The sequence below is a fragment of the Geodermatophilus pulveris genome, from assembly GCF_900188375.1.
Lineage (GTDB): Bacteria > Actinomycetota > Actinomycetes > Mycobacteriales > Geodermatophilaceae > Geodermatophilus > Geodermatophilus pulveris.
Map to the genome: position 1 here is coordinate 37,245 of NZ_FZOO01000006.1, position 18,677 is coordinate 55,921.

The window sequence follows — 18,677 nt, forward strand, 5'->3', positions numbered from 1 at the left end:
CCCTACTCCAGGACGACGTCGTCGCCGCGGCGGACCGCGCGGCGGACGCGCAGCCGCAGCCGACGGGCGTAGGCCCGCACGAACTGCGTGTAGCCCGGCGTCGGGCCGTGGTAGCCGAGGAAGCCGCGCGGGCCCTCCACCATCTCGCCGGTGCGGACGTCGTAGCGCGCCTGGTGCCACGGGCAGACCAGGCACCCGTTGGCGTCCAGCTTCCCCTCCGACATGTCGGCGAGCTGGTGGCGGCAGCGGCGGGAGACGGCGAAGTACCCGCCGTCCCGGTTGCCGACGGCCCAGCTGCCGACGCGGCGGACCGCTCCAGGCGGCAGGTCGGCGGCGGGGATGCGGTCGGGGTCGGGCACGGTGCCTCCAGGTCTCGGGGACGTGCCCCTACCCCGGGGAACGGCGGGTCAGACGGGCGGGCGCGGGTAAGGTCCGGCGCACCCGACCCCGGAGGTCCCCGTGCGCCGGCTGACCGCCGCCCTCGTCCCGCTGGCCGCCGCCGTCCTCCTCGGTGGTGGGCCCGCGCTGGCCGAGGAGCCCCTCGACGTGCCGGGGCAGGTGACCGACACCGCCGACGTCCTGAGCCCGGCCCAGGAGGCGCAGGTCCAGGACGTCCTCGCCCAGCTGCAGACCGAGGACCAGGTGCAGCTGTTCGTCGTCTACGTCGACACCTTCGACGGCGTCGACCCGGACACGTGGGCGGACCGGACCGCCGGACTGTCCGGGTTCGGCGGCGACGACGTGCTGTTCGCCGTCGCGGTCGAGGACCGGCTCTACGGGTACAGCCCGTCGGCGGACCTCGGGCTCTCGGAGCAGGACCTCCAGCAGGTGGTCACCTCCGACGTCGAGCCGGAGCTCACCGCGGGCGACTTCGACGGGGCGGCCGTGGCCCTCGCCGAGGGCCTGGGCAGCGACGGGGGAGGCGGCGGGCTGGGCGCGGTCGCCGTCGTCGCCGGCGTCGCGGCGGTCGCCGGCGGCGCCTACCTCGTCACGCGCGCCCGCCGCCGCCGCGGGCAGGGCCCGCCGCCGACCCGCCGGATCGAGCGGCCGGACCCGCACGCCGGCGTCCCGACCGGGCAGCTGGAGGCGCAGGCCAGCACCGCGCTGCTGGAGCTGGACGAGGCGGTGAAGACCTCCCGGCTGGACCTGGACTACGCCCGGCTGCAGTACGGCGCCGATGCGGTCGCCGGCTTCACCGAGGCGCTCGCCGCCTCGGAGCAGGACCTCTCCCGGGCCTTCACGCTGCGCCAGCTGCTGGACGACGAGCACCCCGAGGACGAGCCCACGAAGCGGCGGATGCTGACCGAGATGCTGCAGCTGACCACCGCGGCCGACGCCCGCCTCGACGAGCAGGCCGAGGCGTTCGACCGGCTGCGCGACCTGGAGCGCACGGCCCCGCAGGCGCTGGACGCGCTGACCTCGCGGATCACCGCGCTGCGCGGCCGCCTGCCGGCCGACGAGGAGCGGTTCGCCGCGCTGCAGCGCCGCTACGCCGCGGCGGCGCTGGCGCCGGTCGCCGACAACCCCGTCCAGGCGCGGGCCCGGCTGGACGCGGCGGAGCAGGCGGTCGCCGAGGCGCGCGACGAGCTCACGGCCGGGCGGTCGGCTGCCGCTGTCGGCGACATCCGGGTCGCCGAGGACGCCCTCGCCCAGACCGGCACGCTGCTGGACGCCGTCGCCCGGCTGGGCGGCGACCTGCAGGCCGCCGAGGCGCGGGTGGCGGAGGTCCGGGCCGAGACCGAGGCGGACCTCGCCGAGGCCCGGGCCCTGGTTGCCGGCGGCACCGGTTCCGGGCTGCGCCCCCAGGTGGCCCGCGCCGAGGCGGCGCTGACCGCGGCCGACGCCGCGCTGCACCCCGCGGACGGCGGGCGACCCGACCCGCTGGCCGCGCTGCGTCAGCTGGAGGAGGCCGACATCGCCCTCGAGCAGGCGCTGGCCGTCGCCCGGGACGCCGAGCAGCGGGCCCGGCGCGCCGCGGCCTCGCTGGACCAGGCGCTGCTCACTGCCCGGTCGGGCATCGCCGCCGCGGGCGACTTCATCGGCACCCGTCGCGGTGCCGTCGGCGCGGAGGCGCGCACCCGGCTGGCCGAGGCGCAGCGGCACCTGGACCTCGCGGTCGCCCAGGGCCGCACCGACCCGGTCGGCGCGCTGCGCGAGGCGCAGACGGCCGACGCGCTGGCCCAGCGGGCGCTGCAGCAGGCGCAGTCCGACGTCGCCGGGTGGGGCGGCGGCCCCGGCGGCGGCTACGGCCCCGGCGGGTTCGGGGGCGGCTACGGCGGCGGGCCGCGCGGCGGTGTGGACCTCGGCAGCCTGGTGCTCGGCGGGATCCTCCTCGGCGGGGGCGGCCGGGCCGGCGGGTACGGCGGCGGCTTCGGCGGGGGCGGGTCCCCCGGCGGTGGTGGCCGGCGCCGGGCGGGCAGCTTCGGCGGCTCGCGCAGCCGGGGCCGCTCCGGCGGCGGGCGCTTCTGACCGGTCGCCCGGTGCGGTGGACTCCCGGCGAACCGGGGCGACGGGCCCTGGGAACTGTCGGTCCCCGGTGCCAGGGTGGCCTCCCCCACCCGACGAGGAGGAGCCATGCCCACTCGGAACACCCCGTGGCCGGCCGGCACCCCGTGCTGGATCGACTACGGCGCCTCGGACGTCGATGCCGCCCGTGACTTCTACGGCCGCCTGCTCGGCTGGGAGTACACCGGCGGCGAACCGGAGTACGGCGGGTACCTCAACGCCACGCGCGACGGCGAGCCGGCCGCGGGTCTGGGCCCGCTGATGAACCCCGCCGACTCCCCGGGCTGGACGACGTACTTCGCCACCGACGACGCCGCGGCCACCTGCGCGCGCATCCGCGAGGCCGGCGGCACCGTGGTCGTGGAGCCGATGGAGGTCGGCCCGATGGGCACGATGGTCATCGCCGCCGACCCGCAGGGCAACGCGTTCGGGCTGTGGCAGTCCGGGGAGCACACCGGCTACCGGGTGTTCAACGAGCCCGGCTCCCTGGTGTGGAGCGAGGTGGCCGCGGACGACCCGGCCGCGGCGAAGGAGTTCTACGCGGCGGTGTTCGGGTTCACCTACGAGGACGTCCCCGGCGCCGAGGGGTACCAGACCTTCACGCTGGGCGACCACCCGCTCGGCGGCGTGGGCGGTACCCAGCCGGGCGCGGCGAAGGGCTGGACGGCCTGCTTCGCGGTCGGCTCCACCGATGACACCGTCGCCGCGGTGGAGGCCGCCGGCGGCAAGGTGACCATGGCGCCGATGGACACCGAGTACGGCCGCCTCGCCGTGGTCGACGACCCGTGGGGTGCGCCGTTCTCCGTCATGCAGGTCCCCGGGGACATGCCGGTCCCCGGCAGCTGAGGCCCCCGCGGCCCTCACGCCCCGCAGGCTCGGCGCAGGCCCCTGCGACGGGGCTTGGGGGCGAGGGGGTCCTCTCTCAGGCGCGGAGCTGCCCGTAGGCGTGCTCGGGGCGCAGCCGGACGACCAGCCGCCGGTCGGCGACCATCGCCGCACGGTAGGCGTCCCAGTCCTCGTGCTCGCCGGAGATGCCGCGGTAGTAGGTGACCAGTTCCTCGACCGCGGCGTCGTGCGGGTCGGCGGCGACGGGCGTCAGGTCCGCGGTGCCCTCCACCGCGGCCCAGCTCCAGAAGTCCGGCGAGGAGACGTGCAGGGTGACCCGCGGGTCGCGCTGCAGGTTGCGGGTCTTCGCCCGGTCGGCGGTGACCGAGACGCGGATCAGCTGCGCCTCCGGGTCCCAGGCGTAGCCGACGTTGGACAGCTGCGGGCGGCCGTCGCGCTTGACGGTCGCCAGCACGCCCCACCGGTGCCGGGCGAGGAAGTCGAGCATGCGGGGGTCGACGGTGGTCATGCCGCCAGCAACGTCGACCCCCGGCCCGGTGTGCCCGGCGCCTCGGGAGTCGGTGCCCTGACCTGCTTGGGTGTGCAGTCGTGATCGGGGAACGCACTCGGAGCGCAGTGGCCCAAGGCAGCCCGGGTGCCGGCCGGTGATCGACGTCGGACTGGTCCTGCCGGAGTTCGCCCTGCTCGTCCTGGGCGTGGTGCTGCGGCGCTGGGCCTGGCGCTCCCCGCAGTTCTGGGTGGACCTGGAGCGCCTGGTCTACCTCGTGCTGTTCCCGGTCCTGCTGGTGCGCACGACGCTGGCCGCCGACCTCGGCGCGGCCGGCGCCGGGACGGTGCTGCTGGCCGCGCTGGGTGCCACCGGCGTCGGCGCCCTCGTCGCCGCGGCCGTGTGGCTGCTGCCCGGGGCCGACCGGTCGACGGCCGCCTCCGGGTGGCAGACGGCGTTCCGGTTCAACTCCTACCTGGCGCTCGCCCTCGTCGACGACGGGGGGCCGGCCGCCGTGGCCCTCATGGGGGTGCTGCTCGGGGTGAGCGTGCCGGTGGTCAACGTGCTGGCCGTCAGCGCGCTGGCCCACGGCGCGCCAGCCCCGGCGGGCGAGGAGCACCGCCGCAGCGCCGGCCTGCGCCTGCTGACCGCCGTGGTCGGCAACCCGCTCATCCTGGCCACCGCCGCCGGGCTCGCGGGCAACCTGGCGGGCGTGACGCTGCCGGAGACCGTGGACGCGACGGCGTCCCGGCTGGCCGCCGCCGCCGTGCCGCTGGGGCTGCTCACCGTGGGTGCGGCCCTGCGGAGCGCGTGGCCCGAGCGCGGCCGGCGCCTGGTGTCCGCCCACCTGGCCCTGGTCAAGCTGGTCGTGGTGCCCGCCGCCGCGCTCGGCCTGGCGACCGTCCTGGGCGTCGTCGGGGAGCAGCGGGCGGTGCTGCTGGCCTTCGCCGCCGTGCCGCCGGCGACCGCCTCCTACGTCCTCACCGCGCGGATGGGCGGGGACGGGCCGTTCGTGGCCGCCCAGCTGTCCCTCACCACCCTGGCCGCGATGCTGACCCTGCCGCTGTGGCTCAGCCTCATCGGGTGAGGGCGCCACCGCGGACCCGCGCCCGGTCGCCGGGGACGTGACGCTCGCGCGCCGGGACCCGGTGGGTGTGGGACAGCCGCCGACGGGGGACGGGACCGGTATGAGCGAGCGGCAGGTGGCAGGCAGCGTCGTGGTGACCGGAGCCGGGGGCGTCATCGGGTCGCACGTGGCGGCCGAGTACGCCCGGCGACCCGGGTGGGCCGTCCGCGGGGTCAGCCGCCGCACCCCGCGGCAGGCGACCTGGGAGCACCTGCCGGTGGACCTCGCCGACGCCGGCTCGGCGCGGGAGGGCATGGCCGGCCTCGGCGACGTCACCCACCTGGTGGCCGGCGCCTACGCCGAACGCCCGACGACCCGGGAGCTGTCGGAGGTCAACGTCGCGCTGCTGCGCCACACGCTCGACGCCCTGGCCGCCGCGGGCGCCCCGCTGGAACACGTGACCCTCTACCAGGGCGGCAAGGCCTACGGCGCACACATGGGCTTCTTCAACACCCCGGCCCGGGAGCGCGACCCGCGGATCGTCCAGCCCAACTTCTACTACGACCAGGAGGACCTGCTGCGGGCCGTCGCCGCGGAGCGCGGCTTCCGGTGCACCGTGCTGCGCCCGGAGGGGGTGATCGGCTACGCCGTCGGCAACCCGATGAACCTGCTGATGGTGATCGCTGTCTACGCGGCGATCAGCCGGGAGCTGGGCCAGCCGCTGAGGTTCCCCGGCAGCCTGGCCGCCTACGACGCGCTCTACCAGGTCACCGACGCCGAGCTGCTCGCACGCGCCACCGTGTGGGCCGGCGGCGCACCTCACGCCGACGGGGAGGTCTACAACGTCACCAACGGCGACCAGCTGCGCTGGCGGCACCTCTTCCCGGTGTTCGCCCGCCACCTCGGCATGGACCACGCCGAGCCGCAGCCGGTGCCGCTCGCCGAGGCGATGGCCGACCGGCGGGACGTCTGGGAGCGGCTGGCCGCCCGGCACGGCCTGGTGCCGACGCCGTACGAGGACCTCGTGAGCTGGGACTTCGGCGAGTTCATCTTCCGGTCGGGCTTCGACAACGTGAGCTCGACCGTCAAACTCCGGCAGGCCGGGTTCGCCGACTGCCTGGACACCGAGGACCGCTTCCTGGAGCTGTTCGACCGGCTCGCCGCTGACCGCGTCGTCCCGCCGGCGCCCTGACGACGGTCAGCGCACCCGGCCGCGGGCCTTGAGCGGCACCGGCGGCAGCGGCGGGGCGGTCAGCCGGTCGCCGTCGTAGCCGACGACGGCACCGAAGCGCTCGTCCTCGGCGTTCCACCGCTCGGCGTACTCGGCGATCTCCTCGCCGGAGCGGCCGACGAAGTTCCACCACATGACGATCCGCTCCTCGAACGGCTCGCCGCCGAGCAGCAGCAGCCGTGCGTCCTGCCCGGCGCGCACGCGTACCGTGCGGCGGCCGGTGCCGAGGTAGAGCATCGCGCCCACCTCCAGCGGCGCGTCCTCGACCTGCGCCGACCCGGACGAGGCCAGCACCGCGTACTCGAAGTCCGGCTCCAGCGGCAGCTGGACGTCGGCCCCAGCGGACAGGTCCAGGTCGGCGCCGACCAGCGGGGTGTGCGCCGTGCCGGGGGAGGTGGCCCCGCCGAGGGAGCCCATGAGCACGGTGGCGGTCAGCCCGTCGGAGGTGAAGCCGGGCAGGTCGGTGTGGTGGGCGAAGGCGGGCGCGGTGTCGCGGGCGGCGTCGGGCAGCGCCACCCACAGCTGGGCCCCGTGCAGGTACCGCGGGTGGCTCGCCGGGGACTGCTCGGAGTGGGCGATGCCGTGCCCGGCGGTCATCAGCGCGAGCTCACCGGGCCGGATGCGGGCGTCGCTGCCGACCGAGTCGCGGTGGTGGATCTCCCCCTCCAGCAGCCAGGACACCGTCTGCAGGCCGGTGTGCGGGTGCGGCGGCACCTGCATGCCGGCCGACGAGGTGACGTCGTCGGGGCCGTAGTGGTCGACGAACGCCCACGCGCCGACCAGTCGCCGGCCGAGGGTGGGCAGGAGCCGCCGCACGCGGGTGCTCTCGCCGAGCAGCACCTCCTTGCCCGGCAACAGGTCCAGCACCGGCCCGGCGGCGGTGCCGTCCAGGCCGCCGAGCTCGCGGGCGGCCGGGCGGCGCTCGAGGTTGCTCATCGGGTCCTCCTGCGTGCGGGAGCCTGGACCTACTGTGCGCCGGGCTGGCCGGACTCGCCGCGGACGGCGCCGTGCGGGACGTGCTGGGCCGGGATGCTGCCGAGCCGGCCGGCCCGGAAGTCGTCGAAGGCCTCGACGACCTCGGTGCGGGTGTTCATCACGAACGGCCCGTACATGGCGATCGGCTCGCGGATGGGGCGGCCGCCGAGGACGACGACGTCCAGCGCCGGCGTGCGCGACTCCTGGTGCCGCGCCCCGGCGACCGAGATCGTGTCGCCCGGGCCGAGGACGGCGAGCTGGCCGGTCCGCACCGGGTGCCCCTCCGGGCCCACCGAGCCGGCACCGGACAGCACGTAGACCAGCGCGTTGAAGTCCGGCTGCCACGGCAGGTCGAGGGTGGCGCCGGGGGCGACCGTGGCGTGCACCATGGCCATCGGCGTGTAGGTGGAGCCCGGGCCGGTGTGCCCGCCGACGTCGCCGGCGATGACCCGCACCAGGGCGCCGGCGTCCGGGCTGGCCAGCAGCACCGACTCGCGGGCTCGCAGGTCCTGGTATCGCGGCTCGACCCACTTCTGGGCGCGCGGCAGGTTCACCCACAGTTGCAGGCCGTGGAACAGTCCCCCGCTGACGACCAGGTGCTCCGGCGGGCGCTCGATGTGCAGCACGCCGCCGCCGGCGGTCATCCACTGGGTGTCGCCGTCGGTGATCGAGCCCCCGCCGCCGTGGGAGTCGGCGTGCTCGAAGGTGCCGTCGATGATGTAGGTGACGGTCTCGAAGCCCCGGTGCGGGTGCCACGAGGTGCCCTTCGGCTCACCGGGGGCGTACTCGACCTCGCCCATCTGGTCCATGTGGATGAAGGGGTCGAGGTCACGCAGGTCCACGCCGGCGAACGCGCGGCGGACCGGGAAGCCCTCGCCCTCGAAGCCCGACGGCGCGGTGGTCACCGAGCGCACCCGGCGGCGCACCGTCCCCGGGACGGGCAGCGGGACGCGGGGCAGGGTGGTGGTGTCCTCGACGGTGACGGCGGGCATGCCGGCCTCCTCGGTTGAACTCTCAACTGACTCCGAGGGTAACGGTGCGCGGGTCCGCCGTCATTCCCCCGCGTCAGGAGGCGCGTTCGCGCAGCCGGTCCCCGGGCTGCGGGTGCGCCTCGTCCAGCGCCTCCGCGGCGACCTCGGCGTCGTCCAGGTGGACGGCGTCCCGCGGGTCGGTGGTGTCCAGCAGCCGCGTCTCGTGGCCCCGGCCCACCACCAGGACGACGTCGGCCGGCCCGGCGGCCCGCACCGCGGCGGTGATCGCGGCCCGCCGGTCGGGCACCGTGCGCACGCCGGCCGCGGAGCCGAGCAGGCCCACGCGCAGCTCGGCGCGGATCGCGGCCGGGTCCTCGCCGTGGCTGCCCTCGTTGGTCAGCCACACGCCGTCCGCGGCCCGCGCGGCCTCGCCCAGCCCCTGGCGCTTGTAGCGGTCGCGCCGGCCCCGGGCGCCGAGCACCAGGTGCACCCGGCCGCCCGGGCCGCTGAGGTCCTGCGCGGTGGCGATGGCGGCGGCCAGGGCGCGCGGCGTGTGCGCGTAGTCGACGACGACCCGCGGCCGGCCGGACCCGCCCAGGACGGTGTTGCGCCCCCGGGGCGGGGCGACGGCAGCCAGCCCGGCGGCGATCCGGTCCGGCGGGACGCCGAGCACCCGGCCGGTGGCCCACGCGGCCGCCAGGTTGCCCACGTGCACCCGCCCGACCAGCGGGCTGCGCACCCGGTGCCCGCCGGTGTCGTCGCCGATGAGCAGCTCGGTGCCGCTGCTCCCGGTCCGCCAGCCGAGCACCCGCACGTCGGCGTCAGCACCCGAGCCGACCCGGGTCACCGGCACCTGCGCCTGGTCGGCCAGCCGCCGTCCCCAGGGCTCGTCGACGACGACCACCGCGGCGCCGGTCCGCCCGGCCTCGAACAGGCGGGCCTTGCTGGCCCAGTACTGCTCCAGGGTGCCGTGGTGGTCGAGGTGGTCCTCCTCGAAGCCGGTGAAGACCGACACCTCGAACCGCAACCCGTCCATCCGGCCCATGTCCAGCGCGATGGAGGACGCCTCGACGACCGCCCGCCGTGCGCCGGCGTCGAGCATCCAGCGCAGCAGCTGGTGCAGCTCGGGTGCCTCCGGGGTGGTCAGCGCGGTCGTCCGCGACCGGCCGCCGACCTCCGCCCCCAGGGTGCCGACGACGCCGGTGCAGTCGCCGCCGGCGTCGAGGACGCCCCGCAGCAACGCGCTGGTCGTCGTCTTGCCGTTGCTGCCGGTGATCCCCGCCAGCCGCAGCGCCGCAGCCGGGTCGCCGGCCAGCAGCGCGCCGAGCGGGCCGAGCTGGGCGCGCACCGACGGCACCTGCAGCTGCGGCAGGGTGCTGGCCACCGGCCGGTCGACGAGCAGCCCCGCCGCGCCGGCCGCGGCCGCCGCGGAGGCGTGCCGGTGCCCGTCGCTGGTCGCGCCGCGCACGCAGGCGAACAGGGCACCGGGGACGACGAGCCGCGAGTCGGTCACCAGACCGCGCACCGTCAGGTCGTCGGTGCCCCCGACGCGGGCGACCGGGCCGCCGGGCACGGTGCGCGCGCGGCGCTCGACCTCCGACCAGGGGACCGGGGGGAGACGCACCGGCCCGACGGTATGTGGCCCCGCCTGGACCCGCAGGTCGGCGGTGTAGGCACTCCACCCCCGCGGCGCGCCCTGACCGCACGGAACGCACGGGACACACCGCGGCACCGCGCCCCGGGCGAGCGCCGGGGCCGGCCGGACCGGGCGGATACTCGGCGGTGATGAGCGCGCCCCTCAACCTGGTCAACCTCGAGCGGGTGCACAAGGCCCACGGCACGACCGTCCTGCTCGACGACGTCTCCCTCGGCATCGCCGCCGGCGAGCGGATCGGCGTGGTCGGGCGCAACGGCGGCGGCAAGTCCACGCTGCTCGGCGTCCTCACCGGCGCCGACGAGCCCGACTCCGGCCGGGTCACCCGCCGCGGCGACGTGCGCCTGGGCGTCCTCGACCAGTCCGGGACCCTGCCGCCCGGCGCGACGGTGCGCGACGTCGTCCTGCCCGGGAGCCTGTTCGCCGCCGAGCACGAGTGGGCCGCCGACCCGGCGGTGCGCAGCGTGCTGACCGGGCTCGAGCTCGACCGGCTCGGCCTGGACAGCCCGGTGGCGCCGATGTCCGGCGGCGAGCGGCGCCGGGTCGCGCTGGCAGCGCAGCTGGTCCGGCCGCTGGACCTGCTGGTGCTCGACGAGCCGACCAACCACCTCGACGTCGAGGGCGTCGCGTGGCTCGCCGACTACGTGCGGGACCGGGTCGGCGCGCTGGTCGTCGTCACCCACGACCGGTGGTTCCTCGACGAGGTGTGCACGCGCACCTGGGAGGTCGCCGACGGCCGGGTGCACGCGTACGACGGCGGCTACGCGGCCTACACCCTCGCCCGGGCCGAGCGGGCCCGGGTCGCGGCGGCCACCGAGGAGCGCCGGCTCAACCTCGTCCGCAAGGAGCTGGCCTGGCTGCGCCGCGGGCCGCCCGCGCGCACCAGCAAGCCGCGGTTCCGCATCGAGGCCGCCCAGGCGCTCATCGAGGACGAGCCGCCGGCGCGCGACACCATGGCGCTGCAGGGGTTCGCCGCCCGCCGGCTCGGCAGGACCGTCTACGACGTGGAGGACGTCGACCACGCCGTCCCGACCGACGACGGGCCGCGCACGCTCTTCCGCGACCTCACCTGGCACGTCGGCCCGGGCGACCGGATCGGCGTCGTCGGCGTCAACGGGGCGGGCAAGACCTCGCTGCTGCGGCTGCTGGTCGGCGAGACCGAGCCCGACCGCGGCCGGGTGGTGCGCGGGCAGACCGTCGCGGCGGCCTACCTGTCCCAGCACGTCACCGAGCTGCCCGGCCGGCTGCGGGTGCTGGAGGCGGTGCAGGAGATCGCCCGGATCGCGCGCATCGGCAACCAGGAGATCTCCGCGTCGTCCCTGGCCGAGCGGTTCGGCTTCCCGGCGTCGCGGCAGTGGACGCCGGTCGGCGACCTCTCCGGCGGTGAGCGCCGGCGGCTGCAGCTGCTGCGGCTGCTCATGGCCGAGCCGAACGTGCTGTTGCTCGACGAGCCGACCAACGACCTGGACATCGACACGCTGACCGCGCTGGAGGACCTGCTCGACGGCTTCCCCGGCACCGTGCTGGTGGTCAGCCACGACCGCTACTTCGTCGACCGGGTGTGCGACTCGGTGGTCGCGCTGATGGGCGACGGCTCGCTGGCCGCCCTGCCCGGCGGGGTGGAGGAGTACCTGGCCCGCCGGGCGGCCGGCGAGGCGGCGCTGTCCTCGGCGGCCGGCGCCGGTGCGTCGTCGCCGGCACCGGCGGACGACGTCCCGGGGCGGTCCGCCGGCGAGGTCCGGGCCGCCCGCAAGGAGGCCGCCCGGCTGGAGCGGCGGCTGGAGAAGCTGGCGGCGGAGGAGGAGCGGCTGCACGGCCAGCTGGCCGCGGCGGCGACCGACCACGTGCGCGTCGGGGAGCTGGACACCCGGCTGCGCGCGGTGCTGGCCGAGAAGGAGCAGGTGGAGACCGACTGGCTGACGGCCGCCGAGCTCGCCGAGAGTTGAGCGGACGCACCTCCGGCGCCGAGTGCCGTGGCACTCAGCGCCGGAGGTGCGCGGGGACGGGTCCCGGGCTCAGGCGGCGGCGGCCTCCGCGCGGTTGCGCTGGAGCAGCCGCAGGCCGACCACGACCGCCGGGACCGCGCCCAGCAGCCCCGGCGGTCACCCTGCGGGTCATCGAGACCTTCGCCGCGGCGCCGGTGCCGGACCCGGAGCGCGTCGGGGCGCTGGCCCGGCTGACCGAGCGGGAGACCGACGTGCTGGCGCTGGTGGCCGCCGGGCTGTCCGACGCCGAGATCGCCGCGCGGCTGTCCTCGGCGAGGCGACGGTGACGACGCACGTCAGCCGGGTGCTGCTCAAGCTGGGGCTGCGCGACCGCGTGCAGGCGGTGGCCCTCGCCTACGAGTCCGGGCTGGTCAGGCCGGGCGGGTAAGCTGAGATCACCGCCGGCTGCCGTCCGACCGACGTCCCTGGTGTCCCCGAGCCGCCCATCGACTCCCGGAGACACGTGCTCGCCCTGCTGCTGCTCCACCTCGTCGCCGGCGTGCTGGCGCCCGTGCTCGTGCGCTGGTGGGGGCGGCAGGCGTTCCTCGCCCTGGCCCTGGTGCCCGCTGCCGGCTTCGCCTGGACGACGTCCCGGCTGGGCACCGTCGTGGGCGGTGGCGAGGTGCGCCAGTCCGTCGCGTGGGTCCCCGAGCTGGACCTGACCGTCACCCTGCGGCTCGACGCGCTGGCCCTGGCCTTCGCCGCCCTGGTCACCGGGGTGGGTGCGCTGGTCCTGGTCTACTGCGCCCGCTACTTCGAGCCCGGCGACGAGGGCACCGGCCGGTTCGCGGGCACCCTCACCGCCTTCGCCGGCTCCATGCTCGGGCTGGTCCTCGCCGACGACCTGCTGCTGCTCTACGTCTTCTGGGAGCTGACGACCGTCTTCTCCTTCCTCCTGATCGGAGGCTCTGGAGCGCGCCTGGCGGCGCGGCGGGCGGCGAGCCAGGCGCTCGTCCTCACCACCGCGGGCGGGCTGGCGATGCTCGTCGGGCTGATCATGATCGGGGAGGCCAGCGGCAGCTACCTGCTCTCCGAGGTCGTCGCCGACCCCGGCAGCGGGCCGCTGCTCACGGCGGGCACCGTGCTGGTCCTCGCCGGGGCGGTGACCAAGTCGGCCATGGTCCCGTTCCACTTCTGGCTGCCCGCCGCGATGGAGGCGCCCACGCCGGTCAGCGCCTACCTGCACGCGGCCGCGATGGTGAAGGCCGGGGTCTACCTCGTCGCCCGGCTGGCCCCCGGCTTCGCCGACGTCCCCGGGTGGCGACCCCTGGTGCTGGGGCTGGGCGTGGCGACCATGCTGGTCGGCGGCTACCGGGCGCTGCGGCAGACCGACCTCAAGCTCCTGCTGGCCTTCGGCACGGTCAGCCAGCTCGGCTTCCTCATGACGCTGGTCGGGGCCGGCAGCCGCGAGCTGGCTGCCGCCGGGCTGGCGATGACGCTGGCCCACGCGCTGTTCAAGTCCACCCTCTTCCTCAGCGTCGGCGTCATCGACCACGCCACCGGCACCCGTGACCTGCGAGAGCTCTCCGGGCTCGGGCGGCGGCTGCCGGTGCTGGCCGCCGCCGCCTGTCTCGCCGCGGCGTCGATGGCCGGCCTCCCCCCGCTGCTGGGCTTCGTCGGCAAGGAGGCTGCCTTCACCGCGCTGTGGGACGGCGGGCTGCCCGACCGGACGACCGCCCTCGCGGTCCTCGCCGGTCTGGTGCTGGGCTCGGCCCTCACCGCCGCGTACACCCTCCGCCTCGTGTGGGGGGCCTTCGCCCGCAAGCCGGCGCTGCCGCCCACGGCTCCCGCCGAGCTGGCGCACCCACCGACCCCGCTGTTCCTCGCCGCACCGGTCGTCCTCGGCCTGACCGGTCTGGTGCTCGGCCCGGCCAGCCCGCTGCTGGAGCCGCTGGTCGCCGGGTACGCGGACACGATGCCGCTGCTGGCCGGGGAGGCCGAGAAGCTGGCGCTCTGGCACGGGTGGCAGCCGGCCCTGGCGCTGTCGCTGCTGACCCTGCTCGGCGGGGCCGCGCTGTTCGCCGTCCGGTACCGGGTGTACCAGCTGCAGCGCGGGTGGGCGGTCGGTGCCTCCGCCGACGAGGGCTACTGGAACACGCTGCAGGCCGTCGACCGGCTCGCCGTCCTGGTCACCGGGACCACCCAGCGCGGCTCGCTGCCGGCCTACCTCGGCACCATCCTCGTCGTCGTCCTCGCCCTGCCGGGCTCGGTGCTGGTGTTCCGCGCGCCGTGGCCGGGGGAGTGGCGGGCCTGGGACACCCCGGTGCAGGCGCTGGTCGGCGCGGTCGTGCTCATCGCCGCCGCCCTGGCGCTGCGGATCCACCAGCGGCTGTCCGCGGTGCTGGTCGTCGGTGTCACCGGGTACGGCCTGGCGGTCCTGTTCGCCCTGCAGGGCGCCCCCGACCTCGCGCTCACCCAGTTCCTGGTGGAGACGCTCACCCTGGTGGTCTTCGTGCTGGTGCTGCGCAAGCTGCCCAAGGACATCACCGAACGGCACCGGCCCCGGGAGCGCGCCGTCCGCGGGGTCATCGCCGTGGCGGTCGGGCTGCTCATGGCCGGGGTGGGCGCCGTGGCGCTCAGCGCCCGTACGGCCACCCCGGTCTCGGTGGACCACCCGGAGCAGGCCTACGACTTCGGCGGCGGCGAGAACGTCGTCAACGTCACGCTGGTGGACATCCGGGCGTGGGACACGCTCGGCGAGGTCGCGCTGCTGGTGGTGGCCGCGACCGGCATCGCCAGCCTGGTCTTCCTCCGGCGGCGGACGGGGGTCATCGCGCGGCTGGCCCAGGAGCAGCGGGCCGCACGCGGGTCGCGGCGGGCGCCGCGTCGGCGCTGGCTGGCCGGCAGCGAGGCGCTCCCCCCGGAGCGGCGCTCGGTCGTGCTCGAGGTGCTGACCCGGATCCTGTTCCACAGCATCGTCGTCTTCTCGCTGTTCCTGCTGTTCAGCGGGCACAACCAGCCCGGGGGCGGCTTCGCCGGCGGGCTGGTGGCCGGCCTCGCCCTGGTGCTGAGGTACCTGGCCGGCGGGCGCTACGAGCTCGGCGAGGCCGCGCCGGTTGACCCCGGGCTGCTGCTCGGCGCCGGGCTGCTGGTCGCCGGCACCAGCGGCGTGGGCGGGCTCCTGTTCGGCGCCGAGGTGCTGCAGACGGCCATCCTGGAGACGACCCTGCCCGTGCTCGGCGACGTCAAGCTCGTCACGTCGCTGTTCTTCGACATGGGCGTCTACCTGATCGTCGTCGGGCTGGTCCTCGACGTGCTGCGCAGCCTGGGCGCCGAGCTGGACCGCCAGGAGGACGAGGACGACACCCTCGACGTGGCACCCGAGGAGGTGATCCTGCGATGACCCCCACCGTCGTCCTGCCCCTGGTCATCGGGGGGCTCTACGCGGCGGGCGTGTACCTGCTGCTCGACCGCAGCCTCACCCGGGTGGTGCTGGGGTTCCTGCTCATGGGCAACGCGACCAACCTGCTGGTGCTGTCCGCGGCGGGCCCGGCCGGCGGACCGCCGATCATCGGGGTCACCGAGCCGGAGGACATGAGCGACCCGCTGCCGCAGGCCCTGGTGCTCACCGCGATCGTGATCACGTTCGGCATCGCCTCGTTCCTGCTCGCGATCATCCACCGGTCGTGGCGGCTGGTCCGGCAGGAGGTCGTCGGCGTCGACGAGGAGGACCGCCGCGTCGCCCGCCGCGAGGGCGTCCACGCCGACGAGCTGGACCCGGACGACCTGGCGCCCGAGGACCGGCCCGCGGCGCACGCCGACAGCCTCCACCGGACTGCGCGGGCGGGTGACTCCACAGCCGAGGAGGCCCTCGCCCGGCGGTACGCGGGCATCCCCTCCGACGACATCGACCTGCCACCGACCCGGGGGGCCTCCCGGTGATCAGCGTCCTCACCCCGCTCCCGGTGCTGCTGCCGCTGCTGGGCGCGGCCGGCGCGCTCCTGGTCGGCCGGCACCCGTGGACGCAGCGGGCCCTCAGCATCCTGGTGCTCAGCGCGGTGCTCACGGTGTCGGTGGCCCTGCTCCTGCTCGCCGACGTCGACGGCGCCGCCGCCATCTCGGTCGGGGGGTGGCCGGTACCGCTGGGCATCGTGCTGGTCGTCGACCGGCTGTCCGCGCTCATGCTCGTCGTGGCCAGCGGCGTCGGTCTCGGGGTGCTCGTCTTCGCCGTCGGGCAGGGCTCGGCCGACGGCGGGGAGCAGACCCCGCTGTCGATCTTCCACCCGACGTTCCTCGTCCTCATGGCCGGCGTGGCCAACGCCTTCCTCGCGGGCGACCTGTTCAACCTCTACGTCGGCTTCGAGATCCTGCTGACCGCGAGCTACGTCCTGCTGACCCTGGGCGGCTCGGCCCCCCGGATCCGCGCGGGCATCACCTACATCGTGGTGAGCCTGCTGAGCTCGCTGCTCTTCCTGGCCGCCATCGCCCTGGTGTACGCCTCCACCGGCACGGTCAACATGGCCCAGCTGGCCGGCCGGCTGGCCGACCTGCCGGCCGGCACCCAGCTGCTGCTGCAGTCGATGCTGCTGATCGCCTTCGCCATCAAGGCGGCGGTCTTCCCGCTGTCCGCGTGGCTGCCCGACAGCTACCCCACCGCGCCGGCTCCGGTGACGGCCGTGTTCGCCGGGCTGCTCACCAAGGTCGGCGTCTACGCCATCATCCGGACGCAGACGCTGCTGTTCCCCACCGGCGCGCTCGACGACGTGCTCATGTGGGCGGCGCTGGCGACGATGGTCGTCGGGATCCTCGGCGCCGTCGCGCAGACCGACATCCGGCGGATCCTGTCGTTCACCCTGGTCAGCCACATCGGCTACATGGTGTTCGGCATCTCCCTGGCGACGACGGCCGGCCTGGCGGGCGCGGTCTTCTACGTCGCCCACCACATCGCCATCCAGACCACGCTGTTCCTGGTCGCCGGGCTGGTGGAGCGGCAGGGCGGCTCGACGGCGATCGACCGGCTCGGCGGGCTGGCGAAGGCCTCGCCCCTGCTGGGGGTGCTGTTCTTCGTGCCCGCGATGAACCTCGCCGGGATCCCGCCGTTCTCCGGCTTCATCGGCAAGCTGGGGCTGCTGCAGGCCGGCGTCCAGGACGGCGGCTGGCTGCCACTGACGCTGGTCGCCGCCGGCGCGGTGACCAGCCTGCTCACCCTGCTGGCCGTGTCCCGGGTGTGGAGCCGGGCGTTCTGGCGTCCGGCGGCGCAGCCCCCGGCACAGGACACCGACCGCGCCGCGGCCGCCGATGCCGGGCCCGAACTCGTGCCCGAGCCGGTCGGCTCCCCGGTGACCGGGGACCGGCCCTCCGGCGACGGGGCGGCCCGCGACGGCCGGACGCCGGCCGGGGCCACGGTCGCCGGGGGCCGCCGGTGGCGCGCCTCGGCCCGGCGGGCCGCCTGGGCTCGGCACGCGGCCGTGGCCACGGCGAGCACGCCGGCCGCCGACCAGATGGGCGACCACCGCGTCCAGCCCCCGCTGGAACCCCTGCCGCTGATCATGGTCACCTCGACCACGGCCATGGTCGCGGTCACGGTGTCCCTCACCCTCCTCGCCGGTCCGCTCTACGGGGTCGCCGAGCGTGCCGCCGGGGACCTCCGGGACCGCGGCCCCTACCTGGAGGCCGTCTTCGGCGGGACGGGGGAGGCGCCGTGAGCGGCACCGCGACCGACGGGGGCGTCGCCGTCCGGCTGCGTCACCAGCTCCCGCTGCTGCTCTGGCTGGTCCTCGTGTGGAACCTGCTGTGGGGCACGTGGTCGTGGGCGAACCTGATCTCCGGGGTGGCCGTGGCACTGGTGGTCACCCTCGTCCTCCCCCTGCCGCCGGTGGTCGGCGGTGTGCGGGTGCGCCCCGTGGCGCTGCTCACCTTCCTGGGCACCTTCCTGGCCGACCTCGCCCGGGCCGGCGCGCTCGTCGCGTGGCAGACCGTGCGACCCCGGGGCATCGCGTCCAGCGCGATCCTGCGTGTCGAGCTGCGCACCGACTCCGACCTGCTGATCAGCATCGTGACCGAGGCGGTGACCCTCGTCCCCGGGTCGATGGTCATCGAGATCGACCGCGAGCACCGGGTGATCGGCCTGCACGTGCTCAGCGTGGAGAGCGGGGAGGACCTCGACCGGCAGCGCAGGTCGGTGCTGCTGACCGAGGAGCGGGTGGTGCGGGCGTTCGGCACCGCGGAGGAGATCGCCGCGCTGCAGCGCCCAGTGCAGCCCGCGGGGAGGCCCTCGTGACGGTCGTCTACTGGCTGGCCTACGGGATGCTCGGTGGCGGGGCGCTGCTCGCCCTGGTCCGCCTCGCCCGCGGCCCGTCGCTGCTGGACCGGGTGGTGGCCACCGACACGCTGCTGGTCATCATCGCCGCCGGCCTCGCCGTGCACGCCGCGCTGGCGCGGGACCCGACGCTCGTGCCGGTGCTCGTCGTCGTCTCGTTGCTCGCGTTCGTCGGCTCGGTGTCGGTCGCCCGCTACGTCGGCGGGATGCTGGTCGACCCCCGCGGCGACGGGCAGGACGCCGGACCGCCCGAGGCCGCCGGGCAGCGGACCGGGGGGACGCCGTGAACGCCGGGCCCCTGGCCGACGCCGTCGCCCTCACCTGCCTGCTGCTCGGGTCCCTGCTGTGCCTGACCGCCGGCCTGGGACTCGTCCGGTTCCCCGACGTCCTCACCCGCATGCACGCCGGCACCAAGCCACAGGTCCTGGGCGTCCTGCTGGTCATGATCGGCGGGGCCATCCGCCTGCAGGGCTGGTCGTCCACCTGGATGCTGCTGCTCGTCGCGGTCTTCCAGATGCTCACGGCGCCGATCAGCGCGCACATGGTCAGCCGGGTCGCCTACCGGCGCCGGCACGTGCGCCGGGACCTGATGGTGGTCGACGAGCTCGGCATGGCGCCGCCCCGCGCGGGGGAGGCGCGCGGTGACGAGCCCGCCGACGCAGCCCCCGAACCCGGCTGACCGCGAGGTACGGCGGGTC

The 18,677-nt window shown here is 76.1% G+C and carries 17 protein-coding genes; 12 read left to right on the forward strand and 5 right to left on the reverse strand.

Going from position 1 to position 18,677, the window contains the following annotated elements:
- Positions 1-2 precede the first annotated feature (2 nt).
- On the reverse strand, positions 3-359 hold the full coding sequence (locus tag CHB98_RS13190; RefSeq protein ID WP_089306070.1) for a Rieske (2Fe-2S) protein: 357 nt from the start codon (positions 357-359) through the stop codon (positions 3-5).
- 100 nt (positions 360-459) lie between these two features.
- Here CHB98_RS13190 and CHB98_RS13195 point away from each other — a divergent pair, with 100 nt between their 5' ends.
- Both CHB98_RS13195 and CHB98_RS13200 read left to right on the forward strand, forming a co-directional pair.
- Entirely contained in the window at positions 460-2,469 is a 2,010-nt protein-coding gene (locus tag CHB98_RS13195) for a TPM domain-containing protein (protein ID WP_089306071.1), read from the forward strand.
- A 105-nt stretch (positions 2,470-2,574) separates the two neighbouring features.
- A complete protein-coding gene (locus tag CHB98_RS13200) occupies positions 2,575-3,351 on the forward strand; it encodes a VOC family protein (RefSeq protein ID WP_089306072.1) in 777 nt (258 codons plus the stop codon).
- 76 nt (positions 3,352-3,427) lie between these two features.
- Here the strand turns inward: CHB98_RS13200 and CHB98_RS13205 are convergent, their stop codons facing one another.
- On the reverse strand, positions 3,428-3,859 hold the full coding sequence (locus CHB98_RS13205) for a PPOX class F420-dependent oxidoreductase (RefSeq protein ID WP_089306073.1): 432 nt from the start codon (positions 3,857-3,859) through the stop codon (positions 3,428-3,430).
- 136 nt (positions 3,860-3,995) lie between these two features.
- Between CHB98_RS13205 and CHB98_RS13210 the strand changes: the two genes are divergently transcribed.
- A complete protein-coding gene (locus CHB98_RS13210; RefSeq protein ID WP_089306074.1) occupies positions 3,996-4,925 on the forward strand; it encodes an AEC family transporter in 930 nt (309 codons plus the stop codon).
- A 100-nt stretch (positions 4,926-5,025) separates the two neighbouring features.
- Positions 5,026-6,096 (forward strand): SDR family oxidoreductase, encoded by a 1,071-nt coding sequence (locus tag CHB98_RS13215; RefSeq protein ID WP_089306075.1) that lies wholly within the window; start codon positions 5,026-5,028, stop codon positions 6,094-6,096.
- 6 nt (positions 6,097-6,102) lie between these two features.
- Here the strand turns inward: CHB98_RS13215 and CHB98_RS13220 are convergent, their stop codons facing one another.
- The 3 genes from CHB98_RS13220 to CHB98_RS13230 all read right to left on the reverse strand — a co-directional run bounded on the left by CHB98_RS13220 (position 6,103) and on the right by CHB98_RS13230 (position 9,705).
- The gene (locus CHB98_RS13220; RefSeq protein WP_089306076.1) at positions 6,103-7,071 is read right to left on the reverse strand and encodes a pirin family protein; all 969 of its coding nucleotides are present in this window, start codon (positions 7,069-7,071) and stop codon (positions 6,103-6,105) included.
- 29 nt (positions 7,072-7,100) lie between these two features.
- On the reverse strand, positions 7,101-8,102 hold the full coding sequence (locus CHB98_RS13225; protein WP_089306077.1) for a pirin family protein: 1,002 nt from the start codon (positions 8,100-8,102) through the stop codon (positions 7,101-7,103).
- A 73-nt stretch (positions 8,103-8,175) separates the two neighbouring features.
- The gene (locus CHB98_RS13230; RefSeq protein ID WP_089306078.1) at positions 8,176-9,705 is read right to left on the reverse strand and encodes a Mur ligase family protein; all 1,530 of its coding nucleotides are present in this window, start codon (positions 9,703-9,705) and stop codon (positions 8,176-8,178) included.
- A gap of 161 nt (positions 9,706-9,866) precedes the next feature.
- On the opposite strand from CHB98_RS13230, the gene CHB98_RS13235 reads away from it, so the two are divergent.
- The 8 genes from CHB98_RS13235 (at position 9,867) to mnhG (ending at position 18,658) form a co-directional block, all read left to right on the forward strand.
- Positions 9,867-11,681, forward strand: a complete 1,815-nt coding sequence (locus CHB98_RS13235; protein WP_089306079.1) for an ABC-F family ATP-binding cassette domain-containing protein — start codon at positions 9,867-9,869, stop codon at positions 11,679-11,681.
- Between the two features lie 194 nt (positions 11,682-11,875).
- Positions 11,876-12,007, forward strand: coding sequence for a LuxR C-terminal-related transcriptional regulator (locus CHB98_RS23070; protein ID WP_218822361.1), 132 nt, complete (start codon positions 11,876-11,878; stop codon positions 12,005-12,007).
- 176 nt (positions 12,008-12,183) lie between these two features.
- Positions 12,184-15,063: a Na+/H+ antiporter subunit A gene (locus CHB98_RS13245; protein ID WP_089306080.1), complete on the forward strand. Its 2,880-nt coding sequence runs from the start codon at positions 12,184-12,186 to the stop codon at positions 15,061-15,063.
- Complete coding sequence (locus tag CHB98_RS13250) at positions 15,060-15,602, forward strand: Na(+)/H(+) antiporter subunit C (RefSeq protein ID WP_089306081.1); 543 nt, start codon at positions 15,060-15,062, stop codon at positions 15,600-15,602. Before CHB98_RS13245 ends, CHB98_RS13250 begins: the two co-directional genes overlap by 4 nt.
- Complete coding sequence (locus CHB98_RS13255) at positions 15,599-17,365, forward strand: Na+/H+ antiporter subunit D (protein WP_218822362.1); 1,767 nt, start codon at positions 15,599-15,601, stop codon at positions 17,363-17,365. Before CHB98_RS13250 ends, CHB98_RS13255 begins: the two co-directional genes overlap by 4 nt.
- Positions 17,362-17,940, forward strand: coding sequence for a Na+/H+ antiporter subunit E (locus tag CHB98_RS13260; RefSeq protein WP_089306082.1), 579 nt, complete (start codon positions 17,362-17,364; stop codon positions 17,938-17,940). The genes CHB98_RS13255 and CHB98_RS13260 overlap by 4 nt, the downstream gene beginning before the upstream one ends.
- Positions 17,937-18,266, forward strand: coding sequence for an MrpF/PhaF family protein (locus CHB98_RS13265; protein WP_089306083.1), 330 nt, complete (start codon positions 17,937-17,939; stop codon positions 18,264-18,266). The genes CHB98_RS13260 and CHB98_RS13265 overlap by 4 nt, the downstream gene beginning before the upstream one ends.
- Entirely contained in the window at positions 18,263-18,658 is a 396-nt protein-coding gene (mnhG, locus tag CHB98_RS13270; RefSeq protein WP_089306084.1) for a monovalent cation/H(+) antiporter subunit G, read from the forward strand. Before CHB98_RS13265 ends, mnhG begins: the two co-directional genes overlap by 4 nt.
- Positions 18,659-18,677 lie beyond the last annotated feature (19 nt).